Source organism: Paraburkholderia sp. (genome assembly GCF_035948235.1).
GTDB lineage: Bacteria > Pseudomonadota > Gammaproteobacteria > Burkholderiales > Burkholderiaceae > Paraburkholderia.
Genome location: NZ_DASZJJ010000147.1, coordinates 1 through 22,526, shown reverse-complemented (window position 1 = coordinate 22,526; position 22,526 = coordinate 1). Strand labels below are relative to the sequence as shown.

At 64.4% G+C, this 22,526-nt stretch carries 23 protein-coding genes and 1 pseudogene; 9 read left to right on the top strand and 15 right to left on the bottom strand.

Annotated features, from left to right (window positions below):
* Positions 1-66 precede the first annotated feature (66 nt).
* From VG320_RS13160 to VG320_RS13150, 3 genes are all read left to right on the top strand, one after another.
* A complete protein-coding gene (locus VG320_RS13160) occupies positions 67-780 on the top strand; it encodes a response regulator (RefSeq protein WP_327200542.1) in 714 nt (237 codons plus the stop codon).
* A complete protein-coding gene (locus tag VG320_RS13155) occupies positions 780-2,177 on the top strand; it encodes an ATP-binding protein (RefSeq protein ID WP_327200541.1) in 1,398 nt (465 codons plus the stop codon). The genes VG320_RS13160 and VG320_RS13155 overlap by 1 nt, the downstream gene beginning before the upstream one ends.
* Positions 2,178-2,354: 177 nt before the next feature.
* Positions 2,355-3,116: a DUF4410 domain-containing protein gene (locus VG320_RS13150; protein ID WP_327200540.1), complete on the top strand. Its 762-nt coding sequence runs from the start codon at positions 2,355-2,357 to the stop codon at positions 3,114-3,116.
* A 58-nt stretch (positions 3,117-3,174) separates the two neighbouring features.
* Here the strand turns inward: VG320_RS13150 and dld are convergent, their stop codons facing one another.
* From dld to VG320_RS13135, 3 genes are all read right to left on the bottom strand, one after another.
* A complete protein-coding gene (gene dld / locus VG320_RS13145; RefSeq protein WP_327200539.1) occupies positions 3,175-4,878 on the bottom strand; it encodes a D-lactate dehydrogenase in 1,704 nt (567 codons plus the stop codon).
* 103 nt (positions 4,879-4,981) lie between these two features.
* On the bottom strand, positions 4,982-5,887 hold the full coding sequence (locus VG320_RS13140) for a LysR family transcriptional regulator (RefSeq protein WP_327200538.1): 906 nt from the start codon (positions 5,885-5,887) through the stop codon (positions 4,982-4,984).
* A 253-nt stretch (positions 5,888-6,140) separates the two neighbouring features.
* On the bottom strand, positions 6,141-7,631 hold the full coding sequence (locus tag VG320_RS13135) for a GntP family permease (protein WP_327200536.1): 1,491 nt from the start codon (positions 7,629-7,631) through the stop codon (positions 6,141-6,143).
* Positions 7,632-7,844: 213 nt separating this feature from the next.
* On the opposite strand from VG320_RS13135, the pseudogene VG320_RS13130 reads away from it, so the two are divergent.
* Both VG320_RS13130 and VG320_RS13125 read left to right on the top strand, forming a co-directional pair.
* Positions 7,845-8,438 (top strand): annotated as a pseudogene (locus VG320_RS13130) (uracil-DNA glycosylase family protein); the annotation flags it as partial.
* Between the two features lie 27 nt (positions 8,439-8,465).
* Positions 8,466-8,849 carry a DUF488 domain-containing protein gene (locus VG320_RS13125; protein ID WP_327200559.1) on the top strand — a complete coding sequence of 128 codons (384 nt, stop codon included), beginning with the start codon at positions 8,466-8,468 and terminating at the stop codon, positions 8,847-8,849.
* A gap of 41 nt (positions 8,850-8,890) precedes the next feature.
* Here the strand turns inward: VG320_RS13125 and VG320_RS13120 are convergent, their stop codons facing one another.
* Complete coding sequence (locus VG320_RS13120) at positions 8,891-10,213, bottom strand: TIGR00366 family protein (RefSeq protein WP_327200535.1); 1,323 nt, start codon at positions 10,211-10,213, stop codon at positions 8,891-8,893.
* Positions 10,214-10,505: 292 nt separating this feature from the next.
* Here VG320_RS13120 and VG320_RS13115 point away from each other — a divergent pair, with 292 nt between their 5' ends.
* Positions 10,506-11,225 carry an SH3 domain-containing protein gene (locus tag VG320_RS13115; protein ID WP_327200534.1) on the top strand — a complete coding sequence of 240 codons (720 nt, stop codon included), beginning with the start codon at positions 10,506-10,508 and terminating at the stop codon, positions 11,223-11,225.
* Positions 11,226-11,377: 152 nt separating this feature from the next.
* Here the strand turns inward: VG320_RS13115 and VG320_RS13110 are convergent, their stop codons facing one another.
* The 8 genes from VG320_RS13110 to VG320_RS13075 all read right to left on the bottom strand — a co-directional run bounded on the left by VG320_RS13110 (position 11,378) and on the right by VG320_RS13075 (position 17,060).
* The gene (locus tag VG320_RS13110; protein ID WP_327200533.1) at positions 11,378-11,539 is read right to left on the bottom strand and encodes a hypothetical protein; all 162 of its coding nucleotides are present in this window, start codon (positions 11,537-11,539) and stop codon (positions 11,378-11,380) included.
* Between the two features lie 163 nt (positions 11,540-11,702).
* The gene (locus VG320_RS13105; RefSeq protein WP_327200532.1) at positions 11,703-11,927 is read right to left on the bottom strand and encodes a hypothetical protein; all 225 of its coding nucleotides are present in this window, start codon (positions 11,925-11,927) and stop codon (positions 11,703-11,705) included.
* Between the two features lie 275 nt (positions 11,928-12,202).
* Complete coding sequence (phbB, locus tag VG320_RS13100) at positions 12,203-12,949, bottom strand: acetoacetyl-CoA reductase (protein WP_327200531.1); 747 nt, start codon at positions 12,947-12,949, stop codon at positions 12,203-12,205.
* Positions 12,939-13,430, bottom strand: a complete 492-nt coding sequence (locus VG320_RS13095; protein ID WP_327200530.1) for a hypothetical protein — start codon at positions 13,428-13,430, stop codon at positions 12,939-12,941. The genes phbB and VG320_RS13095 overlap by 11 nt, the downstream gene beginning before the upstream one ends.
* Positions 13,431-13,798: 368 nt before the next feature.
* Positions 13,799-14,260, bottom strand: a complete 462-nt coding sequence (locus VG320_RS13090) for a universal stress protein (protein WP_327200529.1) — start codon at positions 14,258-14,260, stop codon at positions 13,799-13,801.
* Between the two features lie 125 nt (positions 14,261-14,385).
* Positions 14,386-15,372: a zinc-dependent alcohol dehydrogenase family protein gene (locus VG320_RS13085; protein ID WP_327200528.1), complete on the bottom strand. Its 987-nt coding sequence runs from the start codon at positions 15,370-15,372 to the stop codon at positions 14,386-14,388.
* A gap of 142 nt (positions 15,373-15,514) precedes the next feature.
* Positions 15,515-16,486: an acetyltransferase gene (locus VG320_RS13080; protein ID WP_327200527.1), complete on the bottom strand. Its 972-nt coding sequence runs from the start codon at positions 16,484-16,486 to the stop codon at positions 15,515-15,517.
* 178 nt (positions 16,487-16,664) lie between these two features.
* Positions 16,665-17,060 carry a transposase gene (locus VG320_RS13075; protein WP_327200526.1) on the bottom strand — a complete coding sequence of 132 codons (396 nt, stop codon included), beginning with the start codon at positions 17,058-17,060 and terminating at the stop codon, positions 16,665-16,667.
* 154 nt (positions 17,061-17,214) lie between these two features.
* On the opposite strand from VG320_RS13075, the gene VG320_RS13070 reads away from it, so the two are divergent.
* Positions 17,215-18,072, top strand: coding sequence for a DUF72 domain-containing protein (locus VG320_RS13070; RefSeq protein ID WP_327200525.1), 858 nt, complete (start codon positions 17,215-17,217; stop codon positions 18,070-18,072).
* A gap of 6 nt (positions 18,073-18,078) precedes the next feature.
* On the opposite strand, the gene VG320_RS13065 is transcribed toward VG320_RS13070, so the two are convergent.
* A complete protein-coding gene (locus VG320_RS13065) occupies positions 18,079-18,714 on the bottom strand; it encodes a TetR/AcrR family transcriptional regulator (RefSeq protein WP_327200524.1) in 636 nt (211 codons plus the stop codon).
* A 75-nt stretch (positions 18,715-18,789) separates the two neighbouring features.
* Between VG320_RS13065 and VG320_RS13060 the strand changes: the two genes are divergently transcribed.
* Positions 18,790-19,137 (top strand): darcynin family protein, encoded by a 348-nt coding sequence (locus VG320_RS13060; protein WP_327200523.1) that lies wholly within the window; start codon positions 18,790-18,792, stop codon positions 19,135-19,137.
* Between the two features lie 66 nt (positions 19,138-19,203).
* Here the strand turns inward: VG320_RS13060 and VG320_RS13055 are convergent, their stop codons facing one another.
* Positions 19,204-20,763, bottom strand: coding sequence for an RNA polymerase factor sigma-54 (locus tag VG320_RS13055; RefSeq protein WP_327200522.1), 1,560 nt, complete (start codon positions 20,761-20,763; stop codon positions 19,204-19,206).
* Between the two features lie 331 nt (positions 20,764-21,094).
* Here VG320_RS13055 and VG320_RS13050 point away from each other — a divergent pair, with 331 nt between their 5' ends.
* Complete coding sequence (locus tag VG320_RS13050) at positions 21,095-21,439, top strand: BON domain-containing protein (RefSeq protein WP_327200521.1); 345 nt, start codon at positions 21,095-21,097, stop codon at positions 21,437-21,439.
* 90 nt (positions 21,440-21,529) lie between these two features.
* Here the strand turns inward: VG320_RS13050 and VG320_RS13045 are convergent.
* On the bottom strand, positions 21,530-22,526 hold a 997-nt coding region (locus VG320_RS13045), incomplete at its 5' end, for an aldo/keto reductase (protein WP_327200520.1).

Sequence of the window (22,526 nt, the reverse complement as noted above, 5' to 3'; positions counted from 1 at the left end):
GACAACAACGAGGAACGGGGCGGGTCCACGCCCGCCCTGTCCGATCGATCACCGCCGGAGGCGGCCATGGAGCAGGCGAACCGCATCATCGTTCTGGACGACGAAGCCGAGCTGCGCAACATGCTGCAACGCTTCCTGAGCGGCCACGGTTTCGAGGTGCGCGCCGTCGCTGACGGCAGGCGCCTCGACCGCATGTTGCAGCGCGAGCCCTACGATCTGCTGGTGCTCGACCTCATGATGGAACCCGAGGACGGCCTGAGCGTGTGCCGCCGCCTGCGCGCCGAAGGCCACACCCTGCCCATCCTCATGCTCACCGCCAAGGGTGATGCGGCGGACAAGGTGATCGGCCTCGAAACCGGCGCCGACGATTACCTCGCCAAACCCTTCCTGCCCGACGAACTGGTCGCGCGCGTGAAAGCGCTGCTGCGCCGCCAGAAGATGGCCGCGGGCGAGCCGACCGTGACCTCCCAGCGCCTGCGTTTCGGCGATTTCGTGTTCGATGTCGGCCAGCAAACGCTCATGCGCGACGGCGTGCCGATCGACGTGCATTCTGCGCAGATGCTGTTGCTACATGCGCTCGGCTCCTCGCCCAATCGCGCCGTGAGCCGCGAAAACCTGCTCGCGCGCGCCCGCGGGCGCGACCACAATGCGCTCGATCGCAGCGTCGATGTGCAGATCCTGCGGCTGCGTCAGATCGTCGAGGACGACCCGGCCAAGCCGCGTTTCATCAAGACCGTCTGGGGCATCGGCTACATGCTGGTGGCCGGCGTGGATACCTGATGGCGTCCCCCTCGCTCCCGTCGCGGCGCGCGAGCCGAAGCTGGCTGCCGCGCTCGCTGCTTTCGCGCAATATCGCGCTGCTGGTGGCGCTGGTCGCGCTCACCCAGGTTTGCTCGCTTACCGCGCTGCTCCATTTCGTGCAGCGCCCGCGCATCGATCGCGCGTCGATCATCTTTGCGGACTACGTCAAGGTGCTGGACGGCATGCTGGTGGCGATGCCGCCCGCCGAGAGCCGCGCCGCCGCCGCGCGCCTGAACGCGCAGAACGAGGCGCCGGCGTCGAGCGTGCTCGCGCCCGCGATGAATCCGCTGCGCCTGTTCCGCACCTGGCAACGCGACGTGTTTCTGGAAGCACTGCGGCGTCACCTGCCCGCCGACATGCCGGTGCGCTGGGAGATCGCGGATAAGGACCGCGAGGACGAAGCGCGCCTGTGGATCCGCCTGCACGCGGCAGGTCAACCGGTCTGGATCGCCCTGCCCATGACGGCCGACGCCCAGGCAAGCGGCATCACCACGGCCATCGTGCTGTCGATCGGCCTAGCGCTGCTGGCGGCGCTCACGGGCTGGCTGATCCAGATGCACTTAAACCGGCCGCTGGCCGAACTCGCGCATGCGGCGCGCAACCTGAGCGCGGGCGAGACGCCCGAACCGCTGCCCACCGACGGCCCCACCGAAATCGCCCAGGTCAGCCGCGCCTTCAATCAGATGACCGAGGCGCTGCGCCAGGCCGAAGCCACGCGCGCGCTGATGCTCGCGGGCGTGTCACACGACATCCGCACGCCGCTCACCAAGCTGCGCCTGGCGATCGCCATGGCCTTGCCGCGCGGCACCAACGACGCCCTCGTGGCCTCCACCGAGAGCTATCTCGACACCATCGATACGATTCTTCAGCAGTTCATGGACTACGCCGGCAGCGGCGAGCGCGAAACGCCGCAACCCGGCGACCTCAACGCGCTGGTGGGCCAACTGGTGGCCGATTTCGCGGGGCTCGGGCACGAATTCGATTTCGACGAAGCCACGCTACCGGTGTTTGCGTTCCGGCCCGTCGCCGTGATGCGCCTTCTGATGAACCTGATGCAGAACGCCGTGGTGTACGGACGCACGGGACTCTCGATACGCACCTGGCAGGCCGACGGCTGCGCCTGCGTGGCGGTGCGCGATCGCGGCAATGGCATTCGCGCCGAAGAACTGGAGCGCCTCAAATCGCCATTCAGCCGTGGGAGCAACGCGCGCGGACATTCGGGCGGCACGGGTCTCGGACTTGCTATCGTCGACAGAATCGCGCGTCAGCATGGAGGTTCGCTAACCTTTCTCGACCGCGATGGCGGTGGCCTTGAAGCCGTCGTGAAACTCTCGCTTAACCCTTCCCTGTTTTCCAGCGCGGCCCCGCGCACGTGACATAGATCGACATACTTTGTGTGTGGCATAAGCGCGCGCCTGATCCCATACTTGCGCCTGTGCTGAAGGACGCACGCAGCCGAAAGGCGCAGCGCCCTGCCAGCCTTCATGAACCCACTTCGATATTTCGGCATCCTGATTGATGCGAGCGTATCGAAGATAGTCAGGCGATACGATATGACCACGCTCCTCAACGCTTTCATCAACAAGTCCAAACGCCTCGCAGGCGCTGTGCTGCTCGCGGGCTCGCTGTTCACTTCAGGCTGCGCTTCGGCGGCCAATACGCTGCAAGCCGCCGGTCCGCTGCCGCAAGTTCAGGCCGAGGTGATTTATGTGTCCGCGTTTGCGATCTCGCCCGACGTGGTGAAACTCGACAGCGGTATGGCGCAAAAAATCAAGGCAATGGCGAGCGGTGAATCGTCGGCGCAACAGCAGCAACAGGCCGCGCTCGCCGCGCGCGAAAAGCTCGCCGACGACATCATCGCGCAGCTTAAAAAGCAGGGCCTGCCCGCCGTGCGCGTGGACGGCCCCGTGCCTGCCGGGCGTGCCGCCATCGTCGTGGAAGGCCGCATCGACACGGTCGATGCGGGCAGCCGTCGCCGCCGCCTGCTGATCGGTCTCGGCGCGGGCAAGAGCGAAGTAGGCGCGACCATTGCCGTGTCGTATCTGCCGGCCAACGGCGCACCGCAAACGCTCGTCACTTTCGAGGCAAACGCGGACAGCGGCCATATGCCGGGCGTCGCCGAAACGGCGGGCGTGGGTGCAGCGGCCGGTCACGTGGCCATGTCGGCCGCGGCAGGCGTGGGCGTGCATGGCGCATCGGCAGCGAAGGGCGACACCATTTCCGCCGATGCGGGCAAGCTTGCGAAATCGATTGTCAAACAGCTTGCGCAAGCCGCCACGCAGAACGGCTGGGTGCCGGTCAGCAAAGCGGGTTGAGCCTGCTGCTCAGATAAACAAAACGGCGATGCATTTCAATGCATCGCCGTTTTATCTTTTACTGCGCGTTCTCGCGATAGTGCGCGAATTTCGAAGTCTGCCCGATGCCGGGATTAAAACAATTGCACGGATCGAGTTGCTCGTAGAACGTCTTCAGCGCAGGCTTTGCGTGATAGAGATGGCCAACGTTGTGCTCGGCGGGGTATTCGGCGCCGCGCGCGTCCAGCAGTTTCCACATCTCATGCTCCAGCGCGAGGCAATCGTTGCCTTTGCGTACGATGTAGTCCTGATGGAACACATGACACAGGAAATGCCCGTAATAAAGCTTGATGGCAATGGGACGCTCGACGGCTTCGGGCAGCGTTTCGAACCAGTCGCGATCATTGCGCCGTAACGCGATATCCAGCGCGACGATGTCCTCCACGGCGTCGCCATGCACAGCGCGATATCGCACGGCCGCGCCCGCAGCGGCAAAGCGATGCAGAAACGCCTTGGTGCCCTCTTCCGCCGTGCATTCGAAGAAGTCGCCGCTTGTCTGCGCGAAATAGCGCTTTAGGTAATCGCGCGTTTCGTCGGCAGTATCGGCGGACACCTTGAGCATTAAATGATGCTCGTAACGCTGGCGATAGTCTTTGAGGCGCACGGGCAGATGGCTCGGGAAAAATTGGCTCACGGCCTGCATTACCCGGTCGGTCAGATGAGCAGGCAGGAACGAAAAGCGCTCGAAAAAAGCATCGAAACGGCTCTTCAGCGCGAAGAGCCCCGGCAAACGCTGCGTACCCAGATGCTGGATCAGCAGGAACATGTCTTTGCCATAGCGCTCGGCGATATCGAAAGCGTCTCGATGCAGATATTCGCCCGCGATCGGCAGGCTCGACAGTTCGCTGAGCAAATGGCGGCGCACGTCGGTGAGTTCGGAAGTCGCGTTGGTGCCGATGTAGAACACCTTCGCGCCCTGCTCGATGGGAAACGTATCGAGCCGCACCGCAAACACCATGACTTTGCCCGCCGATCCCGATGCTTCATGCAGGCGCAGCGGATCGGCGTTGTAGCGCGCGGGCGTGGCGGCATCCACATCGCGCACGTGCTCGGCGTAGTGACGGTCCGAAGCCGCGCCTGCATCGTGACGGATATCGGTTTCCGGCAAATCCCCGCGATCGAGACGCGCGAGAATCTGTTCGGGCGTCTCTCCCAGACGAATCCCCAGATGATTGACGAGGCTGAGTTCGCCTTGCTCATTCACCTGCGCGTAGACGGTCATCTCCGTGTAGGCCGGCCCGCGCCGGACTAGCGCGCCGCCCGAGTTATTGCAGATGCCGCCCACCACCGACGCGCCGATACACGACGAGCCAATCACCGAATGTGGCTCGCGGCCAAGCGGCTTGAGCGTCTGCTCCAGTTGATCGAGCGTGGCGCCCGGCAGGCAGACCACCTGTTTGCCCTCGTCGATCACATAGACCGTGCGCATACGCGCCATGCTCACGATCACGACATCGCGGTCGTAGTCGTCGCCGTCGGGTGTCGATCTGCCCGTCAGCCCCGTATTCGAGGCCTGCGAAATCACGATTGCATTCGCGGCCACGCAGGCCTGCAACACTTTCCATTGCTCGACCAGCGAGCCGGGGCGCACGACCGCCGCCACCTTGCCCTCGCCGAAACGAAAGCCCTTGCGGTAACGGCGCGTGGCCTCGTCGCCGGTCAGCACATAGCGATGACCGACGATGGATTGCAGCGTAGCGGCGAGTGGGGGGACGGCGGACATACGAACGGCTCCAGGGGAAAGCAGATGCGAACGAGCCTAGGATAATTTGTCGCACCGTCCTGCGTCCAATACCGCGTTTGCGCCGATCAAGACGAAAAAGATATCAATCGACGCGCCCCGCCGCGTGCCGCGCCGTTTCGCGCAGGATACGCACGAAGTTCTGCACGGTCGGCGCGCGCTCACGGGGCCGATGCACGAGCGCGATGGTCGTATGCAGCGAGCCGCCTTTTAGCGCGTGATACGTGACGCCTTTGGCCTGAATCTGCCGCATCGACGACGGAATCAGCGTGACGCCGAAGCCTGCCGCGGCCATGTTGACAGTCGAGGAAATCTGCGGCGATTCCATACTGATAACGGGATTGAAGCCCGAGGCGCGGCACGCGCTGATGATCGAATCGTAGAGATCGGGGCCGATGGGGCGCGGAAAAAGAATCAGCGGATCGCCGGCGAGATCGGCTAGATCGAGGCTGCGCCGGCGCGCGAGACGATGGCGCGGCGGCAGCACGGCCAGTACGGCCTCCTCGACGAGCGGCTGGGTCTCCAGGCCCCGGCAATCGAGCGGCAGCCGCACGAAAGCCGCGTCCACGCGCGCCTCGCTTACGCGTTCGAGCAGCACCGAGCTATTGCTTTCCTCGCAGCCGATTGCGACGCCGGGATACGCGGTGCGAAAGCGCTGCAACAGCGTGGCCACGAGCGGATGAAACACAGTCGAACCCGCAAAGCCCAGATTGAGCCGCCCCGTTTCGCCGCGTCCGGCGTTCTGCGCCTCGGCCAGCGCCAGATCGACGTCCTCGACGATGCGCAGCGCGCGCTCGCGAAAAAGCCGCCCGGTTTCGGTCAGTTCGACGTGGCGCGAATGGCGCACGAACAGCCGCGTGCCGACTTCTTTTTCGAGCTTGAGGATCTGCTGGCTCAAGGGCGGTTGCGCAATGCCGAGCACGCGCGCGGCTTCGCTGAAGTGCAGATGCTCCGCGACGGCGAGAAAGTAGCGTAGCTGGCGCAGTCCCATATGATTTTCGTCTTGATGCGCTTGTGGCGGAATGCGCGCAGTGTCGCCCGGATCGGCGTGCGCGTCCACCTGGCCGAACGGCGAAGGCACCCGGCCACGAAAAAAAAGCCCTATTTAGCGCAGCGAAAGTGCGCGGCGCTCAGCCCGTCCCTATGCGCGTTTCGTCGACGAGGCGCTCGGTGGCCTTTGCGTCCCATCGGGCCGTGGATGTAGACCGTTTTCATATCGGTGCGCGGCGCGCCCGTCTTGGCGCTCAGAAGCTACCGAACAGCGACCCCAGCACGATCACCACGGCGAGCGCGAGGATCGCGCCCAGAATGCTCACCACCACGAGATCGCGATAGCTTTCGCGATGCGTCGATCCGCACACGGCCAGTAGCGTCACCACCGCGCCGTTGTGCGGCAGGCTGTCGAGCGTGCCCGACGACATCACGGCGACGCGATGCAGCAGCGCGGGATCGATATGATACTGTGCGGCCAGTTGCATATAGGTTCCGCCCAGCGCGTCGAGCGCGATCGTCAGCCCACCCGAAGCCGATCCCGTGAGGCCCGCAAGCAGATTCGTCGCCACCGCGAGCGAAACCAGCGGTCCGCCGCCGATGCCGAGCACCCAGTCGCGCACGGCCTCGAACGCCGGCAGCGCGGCGATCACGGCGCCGTAACCCACGAGACTGCCGACGCTCAACACCGGCAGCACGGCGGCGTTCGCGCCCGCATCGACGCTCTCGCGCAGCGCGCCCAGACGCCCCCGGTTGAGTGCGACCAGCACGACGATACCCAGCGCCAGCGCCACCGATACGCCCCACACGCCGGACACGGCATGCAGCGTCGTCGCGCCCCAGCGCGGCTCGGCAAGATAGCCGGCGTCGATGCGCGGAAACACCACAACGTTCATCACGAAGTTCATCGCCACCACGACCGCGAGCGGCGCAAGCGCGACCCAGGGCGGCGGTGCGGCGGCGAAGTCGGTGGCATCGGCGCCGCGGTCGATTTCGGCGGGATCGAAGGTCTGTGCGACGCTCGCGCGTTCGCGCACCAGCGGAGATTTGCCGCGCGTGTCGTCGTCGGCGCCGCCGCCCGCCGGTTCGACGAAACCTTCGCCGTTGCGGCGCGCGGCAGCCGCGGCGCGGCCGAGCCACCACAAGCCGAAGCCCGCCATCACGATGGTCGCGACGATGCCGAGTCCAGGCGCCGCGAACGGCGTGGTGCCGAAGAACTGCATCGGGATGGCGTTTTGCAGCGCGGGCGTGCCGGGCAGCGCCGACATCGTAAAGGTGGCCGTACCCAGCATGATCGTGGCGGGCATCAGGCGGCGCGGGATATCGGCGGAACGGAACAGCGCCTGCGCCATAGGCGCGAGCACGAAGAACGCCACAAAAAGGCTCACGCCGCCGTAGGTGACGAGCGCCCCGCCCAGCACCACGGCGGCCAGCGCGTGACGCGTGCCGAGCCGGTCGATCATGAACTGCGCGACGGCGTCCACCGAACCGCTGTCCTCCATCAGCTTGCCGAACAGCGAGCCCAGTAGAAACAGCGGGAAGAACTGCGCGAGAAAGCGGCCCGAGGCGGGCATGAAGGTCTGGGTCCAGTGCGCGAGCGTGGGCTGGCCGGAGATCAGCGCGGCCAGCATCGCGCACAGCGGCGCGAGCAGCAGCACACTCCAACCCCGGTACGCGAGCCAGATGAGCAGCGCGAGGCTCGCCAGCATGCCCGTCAGGCCGAGCGCCAGGACGCTGCCCGTCATCGGCTCACCTCGCTGCACGGCGGTGCGATCGTCACGATCTGGGTGGCGCGGGACGTCCTGTGGCGTGATGCAGGCATGGCGGCTCCGAGGGTCGTAGACCAGCCGCGAGGTTACAGGAAAACCCGAATACGGCTCCCGCAAGTGCCATGGATACGCGGTTGTCGCGTTTGATAGACTGGGTTTCCGTTCTACCTTCTGCGCTCTGGCGTCGAAATCTCCGCTGCCGTGTCGAACTCTCTCCCGCGTCTCCTGACCGAAATCCGCGCCTGCCAGGCGTGCGCGGATGTACTACCGCTTGGGCCGCGTCCGGTGCTTCAGGCCAGCGCGAGTTCGCGCCTCCTGATCGTCGGCCAGGCGCCGGGCGCGAAGGTTCATGCTTCCGGCGTCGCGTGGGATGACGCCAGCGGCAAGCGGCTGCGGACGTGGCTCGGCATCGACACCGAGGTGTTTTACGACGACAAACGCGTCGCCCTCGTGCCGATGGGCTTCTGCTACCCCGGCCGTGGCGGCGGTGGCGACAACCCGCCGCGCCCCGAATGCGCGGCGCTCTGGCACGCGCGTCTGCTCGCACTATTGCCCGACGTGCGCCTGACGTTGCTGGTCGGCCAATATGCGCAGCGCTATATGCTGGGCGGGCGACGCAAGGCCACGCTCACCGACACCGTCGCGGCATGGCGAGAGTACGGGCCGGGCATCGTGCCGCTGCCGCATCCCTCGCCACGCAATCAGGGCTGGTTCAAACATCATCCGTGGTTCGAACATGAGGTGCTGCCGGCGCTGCGCGAACGCGTCGCCGCGTCGCTGGCGGTCATTCATCCAAAGGAGACTTCGACGATGAGCGAAGCGAAGATTTCGATCCAGCGCGTCTACGAGCCGCTGCCCGAAGGCGGTCAAACGGGTTTTCTGGTCGACCGGCTCTGGCCGCGCGGCATGAGCAAGGAACGGCTCGCGGGCGTGACGTGGGCCAAGGACGTTGCACCCAGCACGGCGCTGCGCCAGTGGTTCCACGCCACCGACTACGACCCGGCGCAGTGGGACGAATTCCGGCGGCGCTATCTGGCCGAGCTGGACGCGAATCATGACGCGTGGACGCCGCTCGTCGACGCCAGCCGGGCCGGACCGATCGTGCTGCTGTACGGCTCGCACGATACAGAACAGAATCACGCGCTCGTCTTGCGCGATTACCTGATGAAAAAGCGGGCTCGAAAACCGCGCTGAAAATGCGGCACGGCAAGTCGCCGCGCCGCATTACATCCGCATCAGAACAGGTAAAGCCCCGCGACGAACACCACACCCGAAAACAGCAGCGTGGTCACGCAATAACCCATGATGTCGCGCACGCCCAGGCCCGCGATCGCGAGCGCGGGCAGCGCCCAGAACGGTTGCGCCATATTGGTCCACGCCTCGCCGTAGGCAATCGCCATCGCCGATTTGCCGAGATCCGCGCCCAGCGCCTGCGCCGCCGGCATCACGAACGGCCCTTGCACGACCCAGTGGCCGCCGCCCGAAGGCACCGCGAAGTTGATCACCGCCGAACTCAGGAACGCCAGCAGCGGAAAGGTGTGCACGTTGGCGATATCGACGAACCATTTCGTGATGACGCCCGCCAGACCCGAGTGATCCATCAGCGCCTGGATGCCCGCATAGAACGGGAACTGGATCATGATGCCCGACGCGCCCCTGGCCGCCCCCGCGACGGCGCGCGCATAGGCCATCGGCGTCTTGTGCAGCACGAGTCCGGCCGCGAGGAACACCAGATTCACGGTGTCGATGTCGAGCGCAAAGCCCTTGGTATGAAAGCGGACGCCGAGAAACACCGCGCACAGCGCCGCGACCAGCAGCGAGAGCGCACGGCTTTCCTCGATGCGTTCGGCGAAAGTGGCATCGGGGCCGAGCTTGCGCTCGACCGTGGGCGGATCTTCGAGCAGCGCGGGATCGACCGAAACGACGTCCTCCGGTTTGGGCATCATCAGGCGCACCAGGATCGGCAGCAGCACGATCAGCGCGATTGTGATGAACGCGTTATAGCCCGTGAAAATGGTCTGCGAAACCGGAATCAGGCCGATGGTCTTTTCCATCGGATTGCCCTTGGTGGCCGCCACCAGCGGCACCGAACCCGACAGCCCGCCGTGCCACGTCAGAAAGCCCATATAGGCCGCCGCGACCAGCAAACGGTAGTCGGTGCCGCGCACGCGGCGCGCGACTTCGCGCGAAAACATCGCGCCCAGCACGAGGCCGAAACCCCAGTTGATCGCACAGGCCACCGCGCCTACGAAGGCCACCAGCATCACGCCCTGACCCGGCGTGCGCGCACAGCTTGCGAGCGCAACCAGCAGGCGTTTGACCGGCGCGGAGCTGGCCAGCGCGTGACCCGTCACGAGGATCAGGACCATCTGCATCGCGAAGGCGAGCAGATTCCAGAACCCCGAGCCCCACATCATGATGAGCGCTTCGGGCGGCTGCGGCGTGAGCGCAAACGCCAGCACGAAGGTCACGACGGTCAAGAGAATGGCGAAGATGAGCGGGTCCGGCAAAAACCGGTGCACCACGCCCGTGAAGAATCCCGCAATGCGTTGAATCACTTGTCTGCTCCTGGTCTTTCTGTCTTTCTGATCTTTCTGGTTCGATTCCCGACTTAGGCACCCATGGCGGGCGCATTCAAGCCGAGCCGCGATTCTTGCACAATGCTTCTTTTCGCGTGTGACACGGCCTCGCTCGCCAGCCGCCTTTCATATCCCGGAATTATTCGTGCTTTTCCCTCATCGACCGAAATGAGCCGTAACATGCGCAGCCGCGTCGAAAAAAACTTATCTGCTACCTTACGGTTGATATCGCAATAAAAATCACCAAGGCAGTTCGATCACGGAGGAAGCGATGCGCAAGCAGTTCGTCGGTGCGTTGTTCGCCGGTCTGGCCGCGATGCTCGCGGCGCCAGCCCCAGCGCTCGCACAGAGCCAGGCGTTCACCAGCACAACCGTCAATCTCTACGCCGGGCCGGCCGGAGACTATCCCGTCGTCGCTCAGGTGCCGGGTGGCGTCTCGATCGCCGTGATGGGCTGCGTGTCCGGCTATAGCTGGTGCGATGTGAGCCTGCCCGGCCTGCGCGGCTGGGTCTATGGCGGCTATATCTCGTATCCGTATCAGGGCGCGCGCGTGCCGCTGATGAACTATGGGGCCACCATCGGCCTGCCGATACTCACGTTCTCGCTAGGCGCCTACTGGGGCAATTATTATCGCGACCGCCCCTGGTACGGCAACCAGAGCCGCTGGAACCGCCATCCGGGTCCGCGACCCGGACCGCCGCCGGGGATTCGCCCGCCTTCGCACGGCACGCGGCCGCCCGGTGGCCATCACGGCAACCGGCCGCCAGGCAACGGACATCAGAATCGGCCGCCGAATAACGGTGCGCGCCCGCCTGGCAACGGCGGCGCACGGCCACCGGGACAAGGCGGAGCGAGACCGCCTGGGCATGGAGGAAATAACGGAGCACGGCCACCCGGTCAAGGCGGCAGGCCGCCTGGCGGTGGAGGTGGAGGCGGCAATCGCCCGCCGGGCGGAGGCGGAGGTGGTGGGGGCGGACGCCCCGGCAACTGAAGTATCGCGGCGATAGCGCGTGACGACGCAATTCCACGTCACGCGCGCCTACCAGTGCCACGCGAAATCACATTCGCATTGCTAACTAATTTCGATAGAAAAATGCCGCATCAAAATGCGGCATTTCGACTAACTCGCCAGATCAGCGCAGATCAGCGCGCGTGATGGCAGACGCGCACCGCGTGATGATTGTGATGCTCGACGTGGCAGACTTCGTGATGGTTCGGCGCAGCAACGGAGGCCAGCGGCGCAGCCAGAGCGGCGCAAAGCATCAGGGCGGACAGACGGGCGAACGGCTTGACAACGGCTTTCATGGACAGACTCTCGGACAATAAAGCAGTGGATTAAAACGAGAGCCGGCACTTTATCGCAGAGCGGGCAATCAAAAGTTACGCGTTTGTAACGAGCGTAGCGCCGGATGTCTGGCGCTTGACAGAAAAACGATGGCAGATGCCCGCGCGGCCACGCAAACCCTTGTCAGATCGCGCCCTGCCCCGGCCTGCCATACGCATCATCGTGTGTAAGCCGCCGCAATAATTCCTGGCCGCGGGTCGTAAGGCGCGGCGCACGGCCGCTTTTGTCGTCGTCCATTTCGACGAGCTGGTAGCGCGCAAGCGCCATAAAATCGGCATCGAATGTCTGGAGCGGCGCGTTGGCGTCGCGAATCAGCAGCAGTGCCGCCAGTTCGTGATGACTGAGCATCGTTTTCTCCTGTTCAGATCTCACCGTACCGACCAGCATAGCGGGCAAAACGTACAGTTTCGCTACAGTCGTGTTTCACCGCGTTACCACATTGTTATTGCGCCAGAAGGAATAATGCGTTGCATGAAAAAATGCGTAACGCGGCACGTTTTTTTCGTGTCGGTGAGATGTCGGGGATGTGTCGCAAGCGGGTGATTGTTGCGCGCAACGATAAATATCGGAATCCTGATTAATTGCAGGGGGCGCACCCGCTGGCGCCCTATGTCCTGACAATCCTAATGCATGTGCATGCCGCCGTTGATCGCGATATCGGCGCCGGTAATGAAGCCCGCGTCGTCCGAGCAGAGAAACGCGACGAGCGCCGCCACTTCCTCGGGTTTGCCCAGACGCCCAACGGGAATCTGCGGCAGGATGCGCTGCTGCATGACATCGGCAGGCACGGCCTCGACCATCTGGGTGGCCAGATAGCCGGGCGAAACCGTATTCACCGTCACGCCCTTTTTCGCTACTTCAAGCGCCAGCGCCTTCGTAAAGCCGTGCAGCCCGGCCTTTGCCGCCGAATAGTTGGCCTGCCCATAAGCGCCGCGCGACCCGTTGACCGAGCCGATGTTCACGACGCGACCAAAGCCGCGCTCGATCATGCCCGCCACGAATGGCTTGGTCACGTTGAAGATCGAGTCGAGATTGGTGCGCATCACACTGTCCCAATCGGCCTTCGACATTTTGACGAAACTGCGGTCGCAGGTAATGCCCGCGTTGTTCACGAGCACGTCGACGTGGCCGAGATCGGCCAGCACGCGCGCGGCGACATCCTGGCAAGCATCGAAATCGGCCACGTCCATGGAATACGCCTGAAAACGCCGCCCCGCTGCACGTTCCGTGTCGAGCCACGTTGCCATGCGATCGTTGCCCTTCGAGCAGGACAACACGACGGTCATGCCCGAGTCGGCGAGGCGTCGGCTGATCGCCGCGCCCAGCCCGCCCATGCCGCCCGTGATAAAGGCAATCCGTTCAGCGTCCATGTTGCTCTCCATGCGCGTGGGCTTGCGTGCTGGCAGCACCGGTGGCGGTTGACATTGCGCGTTCGAAGGCGGCCAGCCATTCGCGCATCGGCTGCGCAGCGCCTGCCGGAATGGCTGCCGCAGTCGCGCCCGGCTGCAGGCCTGCCAGCGTGTTCTGCCATTGCTGCATCGCATCGCGCGCGACATTGGCCCAGGCGCCCGAGACTTGCACAGTCGCGGCGGCGTTCTCCTGCCAAAGCGCCGCCGTTGCAATCAGATAATCGCGCCAGACGGTCTGGCTCGCTGCGCCCACATCGCTCCAGCCCTGCGCGCCGCGCAGCGATGCGAGCGTGGCCTCCAGCGCGGCACGGTCGCGCGCCGTGCGGCGTTGCAGCAGATTCGCCGCCTGATCGCGCCATTGCTGCTGCTGGACGAGCCATTGCAGCACCGCCGAGGTGCTGCTGCGAAACGCATCAAAAGAAGGATTGAAGGTATTGGACATGATGGATTTTCCCTTGACAGTACCTTGCCCAGCGCGCCAACGGCGGTATTTCCACGCATCTGCACGAGGGCTGCGTGGTCGCGGCGTCAGGCAAAAAAAGCGGAATATCGGAGCTGACTTCTGATGGCGCAGCGCGCCAATTGCAGCGCAGCAAATCAAGACAGATTGCGTGAACCTTTCGGACTCCGGCGCAATTCATGATCGCGAAGCCAAGTCACATCATAGGCACGATGTGCGACCCGTGCGCGAAGATCGCACCATCGTGTTTGATCGAAATCTAATATCGAGATATTAGATTGCTACAAAATGCCTATTAAGTAGGTCAGTGCGCCTTTATTCAGATTCGACGGCGCACTGTTGAAACCCCGTCAGGCAGCTTTGGACGCTTCTTCGCGCACGATCATGACAGGCCGATCGGCGATGCGCAGGAACGACTCCGCGACGCTGCCGATCAACAGCCGTTTGACGCCCGATAAGCCACGCGTGCCCAGCACCACGAGATCGACGGCATCCTCCCCCGCGATGCGATGGATGACGGCGGCGATTTCCTCGCCATTCGCATCGGCGGCCCGCGTCGTACCCATAATGCCGGCCTGCGCGAACACGCTCTTCGCTTCTTCCAGCGCGGCCGTCGCGACATCGGCTTCGGCGGACTGGCGCGTCTGCTCTTCCGCGAAACCCGTGCTGATATCGACGAGACGCCCCAGATGCTGGACCACGCAAAGCGCTTGCACCGTACCGCCCGTCGCCCGGGCGACCTTCACGGCTTCGTCGAGCGCGCGGCGCCCGCCCCGGCTACCGTCGATCGCCACCAGAATCTGCTTGTACATGCTGACCTCCCGGGCATCGCCCATGATCGAAATGTCCGCGTTTCACTCGCGTTTGCGTAATCGCCCTTGCATAGATAATGGCAAATTCGCGCGGCTGGCTGCGGCCTGTTGTCGCCAGTCAGTCTTCACCGCATCGTCAGCACCGCCGCGCCTGTCAGGCGGCCCGCGCGCAGATCGGCGAGCGCATCGTTGGCGCGCGCGAGCGGATACGCCGTGGTCTCGATTTCGAGCGTATGGCGCGCCGCGATCGCCATGAAAGTCGTGCCGTCGTCGCGCGTGAGATTCGCGACCGAGACAATGCGGCGCTCCTCCCAGAGCCACGCATAGGGAAAGGAGGGAATGTCGCTCATGTGGATACCGCCGCAGACGACCGTGCCGCCCTTCGTCAGCGCGCGCAGCGCCGCCGGCACGAGCGCGCCGACCGGCGCGAACAGCAATGCGGCGTCGAGCGGCTCGGGCGGCGCTTCGTCGCTGCCGCCTGCCCAGGCAACGCCGAGCCGCCGCGCGAAGCGCTGGGCGGCCTCGTCGCCGGGACGCGTGAATGCGTAGACGGTGCGCCCCTGATGCCGCGCGACCTGCGCGACGATATGCGCCGCTGCGCCGAAACCATAGAGACCGATGCGGGGTGCATCTCCCGCGAGCACGAGCGAGCGATAGCCGATCAGCCCCGCGCACAGCAGCGGCGCAGCCTGAACGTCGCTGTACTGACGCGGCAGATGGAAGCAATAACGGGCGTCGGCGACCACACGCTCGGCATAACCGCCGTCGAGCGTGTAACCCGTGAACGCAGGGCTATCGCAGAGATTTTCGCGACCCGCGAGACAAAAGCGGCAATGCCCGCAAGTGTGGCCGAGCCACGGCACCCCCACGCGGTCCCCTGGCGCAAAGCCCGTCACGCCCGCGCCGAGCGCGGCCACGGTGCCGACCACTTCGTGGCCCGGAATCACCGGGCGCTTTGAATCTTTCAGGTCGCCGTCGACCACATGCAGGTCGGTGCGGCACACGCCGCAGGCGTGCACATCGATCAGCAGCTCACCGGCTTTGGCGACCGGATCGGGCCGCTCGGTTTCGCGTAGTTGTGGACTCGTTCCGTCGAACAGCATCGCTCGCATCGTCGGCCTCCTCGCGTGGCGCCTGCGCAACCCAGCGCGTTTTTTATGTTACGCGGTCGGCTCGTGGCGCGCAGCGGATTGGGCAACGATGCGGGTTACGAAGTGAACGAAAAAGCAGGCGAAGTGGCGCGCGAAAAAGCGCTCAACGCGGCATCGAACGTCCAAACACGCGCGCAAATGCAGTGACGAACTGATCGAGTCGCGCCGAATCGAGGCAATCGATGCCCGCCGCGCCCACCCGGCCGTTGCCGCCAGGGAATGCGCGGCAAAGCTCGTCGGCGCCGCGGGGGCGCTCGAGCGGTGCACGCACGCTGACGGCGTAATTGCCATCGGCGTTGACGCTGAGCACCGCATGCGCGTGGCCCGGTTCCTCGATCGCCAGCGCGTTCGCGAACACGCCGCGCACGCGACGCGCCCAGGGCTCGTCGGGCAGCACGCAGACGCTGCCGTATTGCAGCGCGATCAGTGGCGTGATCTGCTGGGCGCGCACCAGGTCGTCATCACGGCAGGACGCGAGGCGCTCCAGCAACGGCTCGCTGGCGATGAACTCGAACGGATCGGCGTACGGCTTGATTGTTTCGTACAGCGCGGTGGGCGCGATAAACAGGTCCTCGACGCTATCGCCATAGGCGTTGTAGTTGATCGACTCGCCCAGCTCGCACAGCTGCTCGATCTGCTCCTCCGACAAGTCCGCCTTTTGCGCGAGTTCGCGCGCGGTCCGGGGCAGGTTATCGCCAAACGCCGCCGCGATGGCCCAGTTGCGGTGTTTGCCTTGCAGATGGCGGTCGACTAGCACGCTCGTGCAGACCTGCGCCGTGGTGTCGATGTGCGCCATGAGGTTGACGTTCATCGGCAGATCGCCGGCGTGGTGATGATCGAAGTATTCGACGTGGACGTCCCGGTCGAGCAGCGCGCAGACCGCCGCGCGATTGGTGTCAAAGGAAATGTCGAGCACCGTGAGCGAGTCGCCGGGCTGTGCCTGCACACGCTTGACAAGCGCGATGTCGCGCTTTGCGCCCGTGATCAATGTGGCCTCGCGCGGGCGCGCCAGGCGAAGCTGGTGGAGCGCGCAGATGCCGTCCGCGTCGCCATTGAATACGTCGAAATGCGCCATGTCCTCTGGATTCCGTTGCGTTGAGCCCAACAGTATCGCGCACCGTGGCCCATTCCCACAAAGGGCAGATTAGAATGCCGCGTTTTCAGACTGCAAAAAACAATGCAAAACGGGCAGCGGATAATGAAATCCACTGCCCGTTCGGTGTGTCAGACGGTTGGCTAGTCTGCCGGCGCGCTCAGGTGCGCGCGAGCGGCCAGCGCAACGAGAAAGAGACCGGGAAACGCGGCGCGCGGCGACCGGCGGGCGCACGCCACGGCTGCATGCGCGCATTCATGGCCGCGCACATCGCCACGCCTTCGTCGCCATAGAGCCGTTCCATGGCCTGTTGCACGAGTCCCGCGTCGAACCACACCTTGAAGCGGCGATGGCAGGTGCGGAAGTCGGGATAGCGCTCGGGCAGTTTGGCCCAGACCGAACCGGTTGAGAGCACCCACAGGATGGCTTCGAACACGGCGCGCGGGCAATGAGCCGGGCGGCCACGGCGCGGGCCGTTGGAGCGGATTTCGTGAAAGAGCGGCTCGACGCTGCGCCACTGCGCGTCGCTCAGCTCGCGGGAAGGACGAGACTGCATCTGATATTCCAAGTGAGGTTGTCTGACACACACCGACTAAATTAGCCTCACGCCACTGAGAAAAATATCGGACTATGCCTAAAACACTCTCAAAAACCGCCGCGACGCCGCCCGCGCTAAACTGCCGCATCTCCGATACGACGGGGTTTTTCCGATGGCACGCTCATCCGTTTCGTCCACTTCGTCCGCTAAAGCATCTGCCAAAACCGGCCGCATCCGGGTCGGCATCGGCGGCTGGATCTACGCGCCGTGGCGCGGCACCTTCTACCCGGAGGGCCTCGCCCAGCGCCTCGAACTTGAGTACGCGAGCCACCACCTGGGCACGCTGGAAATCAACAGCACCTATTACGGCGCGCAAAAGCCCACGAGTTTCCAGCGCTGGCACGATGAAACGCCCGAGGATTTCGTCTTTTCGCTGAAGGGGCCGCGCTTCGCGATGAACCGGCGCGTGCTGGCGGAAGCCGGCGCATCGATCGAACGCTTTCTCACCGGCGGCCTGCTGAATCTGGGCGACAAACTCGGCCCGATCAACTGGCAATTGATGCCCGGCAAGCAGTTCGATCCCGAGGACTACGCACGATTCCTCGATCTGCTGCCGGACGAAGTCGATGGCCACAAGCTGCGTCACGCGCTGGAAGTCCGTCACGAAAGCTTTTGCGCGCCGGAATTCGTGGCGTTGGCGCGCAAGCGCGGGGCTGCGATCGTGGTGTCCGGCGATTCGGATTACCCACAGATCGCAGACGCATCCGCACCGTTCGTGTACGCCCGCATCATGGGCACGGCGGCCAACCGCAAGGCCGGTTACGGCCCCGCCGAACTCGACCGCTGGGTCGAGCGCGCACTCACGTGGGCACAAGGCGGCACGCCCGACGATCTCGCCACCTTCGGCAAACCGCTCGCGGCCAAAGCGGGCCGCGACGTCTTCCTCTACGTGATTAGCGGCCACAAGGCGCATAACCCGGCGGCCGCGATGGCGCTCATCGAACGCCTGAGCAAACGCGGCGCGCACTAACACCGCTCAACGCGGCGTTTCGCTGCGCCAGAGATAACCGACCACTGCGCGCGTCGCGCGCACCTCCAGCGCAGCGGCATCGGTTTCGCCGCGCGCGCCCGCCGCGTCCACCATGCCGCGCACGATCGCGAACACGTCGAATGCCGCCGTCGAAGGATCATCCAGGCGCGGCGCATCGGGCAGTGCGAACGCGCGCGTGAGCGTCGCGTGGATGCGATCGCCGATACGCGCATCGCGCTCGCCAAGCGGCAGCCGTTCCTCCTCGAAATCAAGCAGACGCGCTAGCACGGGCCGCTGCATCTGATGCGCGACCGACGCGCGAATCAGGCCCAGCAACGCCGCCTCGCAGCTCGCGGCCGCCCCGGCCTCCTCCAGCGCTGCGAGCAGTGGCGCACTCTCGCGCTCGATCAGCGCGGCGGTGAGCGCATCGCGGTTCGGAAAGTATTGATACAGCGAACCGACACTCACGCCGGCGCGCTCGGCGATCGCGTTGGTCGTGTAGCGCGTGAAGCCGCCCTGCTCCAGAATGCGAGCCGCGGCTTCGAGAATAGCGTCGACGGTGACGGCCGAGCGGCGCTGCACCGGCTGCTTGCGCGCGTCGAGCGGGGCTGGGCGGCGACGGCCGCGAGGCGTGGGCGTCATGATCGGAATGCGAGTATCGAATGTGAGCAAACGCTCGTATTCTAACCACACCTTCAACCGGTCAGGAAAAATGCCGTGAATACTTCTACAAAGCCCCTTCTTACCGTCTTTATGCTCGTGAAGAGCCTGCCTGCGTGGCTCGATCTTCCGCCCGACGCGCGGCAAAACGCCTTGCAAAAGCATGTGCTGCCCTTGCTCGAGCGCCATCGCGAGCAGGTCAGTCTGCGTTTATTCGATGTGGAGTTTTACGCCGCACGCGTCACCGATGTGTGGATGTGGGAAGCAACCAGTCATCAGGCCTACGAAAGATTGATCGAAGCGCTGCGCGACACACCGTTCTGGGATCGCTATTTTCAGATCGTCGAGATTTTGCCCGGCGTGCAAGCGAATCACATCGGCGACAACGCAGCCCTAGCCGCATAAAACGAAAAGCACAAAAAAAGCGCACGAATTCCGTGCGCTTTGAGCCGAAGCCGTTTTAAAAGCCGCTTAAATCTGCCGACGCATTTCCGCCGCCGGCAGCTTCATCATCTGCCGATACTTCGTGACCGTGCGGCGCGCGACGCGTACGCCCTGCTTTTCCAGTTCCTGCGTGAGCACAACGTCGGAAAGCGGATCGCGCGGATTTTCGGCGTCGATCATCTCCTTGATGAGCGCACGCACCGCCGCTGCCGAGCACGTGCCGCCCGTGCGCGTTTCCAGCTCACGCGGGAAAAAGCGCTTGAATTCGAAGATGCCGCGCGGCGTGGCCATGTACTTGTTGCCTGTCGCGCGCGATACCGTCGATTCGTGCAAGCCGAGTTCATCGGCGACATCGCGCAACAACATCGGGCGCAGCGCGATTTCGCCGTACTGGAAGAACGCCTTCTGACGCGCGACGATGCATTCGCCCACGCGCAGAATCGTTTCGCAGCGCTTGTGCGCGTTGCGGATCAGCCAGCGCGCTTCCTGAAGCTGTTGCGCGAGCGGCGAGCGGCTGGTTTGATCAGAGCGCGCGAACATTTCGGCATAGAGCTTGTGGATGCGCGCGCGCGGCTCGATGGCCGGATTCACGCTCACCACCCACTTGCCGCGCACCTGGCGCACGATCACATCGGGAATCACATAGCCGCCGTCGGCGCGGCCATAGTGATTGCCCGGCTTCGGATCGAGACGGCGCACCAGCGCCGTGGCTGCCTGCAGCGAGGCCGCATCGCAGCCGAGCTGGCGTTGCAGTTCGCCATTTTCGCGGCGCGCGAGGCGCTCCAGATGCTGCGTGACGATCTGCAGCGCGAGATCGCGATGCGGCGTGTCGGCGTCCATCGCTTCGAGCTGCAGCGCCAGGCATTCTGACAGCGAACGCGCACCAATGCCCGGACGATCGAGCATCTGCACGACGCGCAACGCCACACGCAAACGATCCTCGTCGAGGATATCGGCGACGCCTTCGAGTTCGACCAGATCGGCCAGTTCCTGACGCAGATAGCCGTCATCATCGAGCGCTTCGATCACGATCTGGGCCGCAGCGCGGTCGAGTTCGGCGAGCGGCGAAAGACGCAGCGCTTCGTGCAACTGATCGCGCAGGGAAATGGGCACGCGCACCCAGTCGGAGGCTTCGGAATCGCCGTCCTCCGAGCCGCGATAGGTCGAAGAACGCATCGACCCGGGCGAGGGCATATCGGCCGTATAGCCGCCGCCGTCATCCTGATAGCCCGAGCTTTCGTCGCTGTAATTGCCTTCGCTGTAGTTGCCCTGTTCGTCGCCGTAGCTCGACGTTTCCTGCGCCACGCCGCCGTCCATGGCATTTTCCATGCTGCTGCCCGGCATGTCGGCAAGTCCCGTGGGCGCGTCGTTAGAGGCCGCGCCGATGCCAGCCGCACCTTCGGCGGCCTCGGCCGCTTCGCCGGTTTCGGAAGCAGGTGCGACATATTCAAGAAACGGATTGGTGTCGAGCGCTTCGCGCAGTTCCTGCTGGAATTCGAGCGACGAGAGCTGCAACAGGCGCACGGCCTGCTGCAGGCGCGGCGTCAACGCCAGATGCTGGCGTGCTTGTAACGCGATGGAAGGCATGGCAGTCCCGTTGTTTGAGAATGTGAGTGAATGCGCCCTTCCATGCAACACCCATGCCAGTTCTTACAAGCGCTTGTTTTGTAACGGGATCGTGGCTTGCGACAGCGCGAATCGCTCCGCTCGCTCAAATAATCGACAGACGTTTTTACAATCGCCCGGAAAAATTGCGTGCCCGATGATCGGCACGGCGCGCGTCTCGCGACCGAATGATTTTCCAGGGTGACGAGCGTTTGATCCCCTTGCCGCCGGGCTTCTGCAGCGGGAGCCAGGGGCGCGGCACGGACCTTGCGGTATCGGATCACGATCATCAACTTCACACAGGAGAACTCTTATGAAGCGCACCCTGATGCTCAAGACCGCCGCTGGCGTGGCCTGCATGACCTTCGCGCTGATGGCTGGCGCACAGACGAACACGGCGTCGACGTCCACGGGCAGTTCCGAAAGCGTGGGCCAACACGTTGACGACGCAACCATCACGACCAAGGTGAAGGCCGAACTGCTCAGCGCGAAGAACGTGAAGTCCGAGCACATCCACGTCAAGACGCGCAAGGGCATCGTGTCCCTGACCGGCACGGTGCCGAGCGCCGAGGACCGCGATAACGCCAAGCAGGTGGTGGAAGGCGTGTCGGGCGTGGACTCGGTGAAGAATCACCTGAAGGTGGTGGCTGCCCAGTAATTGCAGGCACTCGCTGTCTAGCTCGCACTTCTCGCAGAAGAAACGCGCGGCCCGAAAGCCGCGCGTTTCTTTTTGCGCGCTTCGGAAAGGTCAGCGCTGCGACTGGCGCAACTGCTCCAGCCGCGCGTCGCCCTGACGCGCGAGCATCCAGCCCGGATACTCCGCGGGCAAACCGCTCACATCGTCGAGAATCGCCAGTTCCTCGCTCGAAAGCTTGACCTTGGTGGCGGCGATATTGTCGTCGAGCTGATCGACGCGTTTGGCGCCGACGATCACCGTCGTCACTGCGCGCTGATGCAGCAGCCACGCCAGCGCGATCTGCGCCACCGACACGCCCTTTTTCTCCGCGATCGGCCGCATGGCGTCGACGCAATCCCAGGCGCGCTCGCGCTCCACCGGCGGAAAATCGAAAGTCGTGCGGCGGCTGCCCGCCTCGCCCTGCTGGTCGCGGCCATACTTGCCGCTCAGCAAGCCGCCCGCGAGCGGACTCCACACCATCAGGCCCAGCCCTTCGCTCGCCAGCATCGGCACGATCTCGCGCTCCAGATCGCGGCCCGCGATGGTGTAGTAAGCCTGCAGCGACTCGAAGCGCGCGAGGCCATGATGATGCGCGATGCCGAGCGCCTTGACGATCTGCCACGCGGCCCAGTTCGACACGCCCACGTAGCGCACGTGGCCGTGCTGAACGAGCGTATCGAACGCGCGCACGGTTTCCTCGATCGGCGTGGCCGGGTCGAACCCGTGGATCTGGTAGAGGTCGATATGGTCGAGTTGCAGACGCTTGAGGCTCGCCTTCACGCCCTCCATGATGTGATAACGCGTGGCGCCGCGCTGGTTCGGCGACGGCCCCATTTCGCCGAGCACCTTGGTCGCCACCACGACCTGATCGCGCGCGATCTTGAGGTTCTTGAGCGCCTGGCCGGTGATCTGCTCTGAGATGCCCTGGCTGTAGACGTCAGCGGTGTCGATGAAATTGATCCCGCTGTGGAGCGCCTCGTGGATGACTCTGATGCACTCGGCGTGATCCGGATTACCCCAGGCGCCGAACGACATAGCGCCGAGGCAATATGCGGACACTGTCATGCCG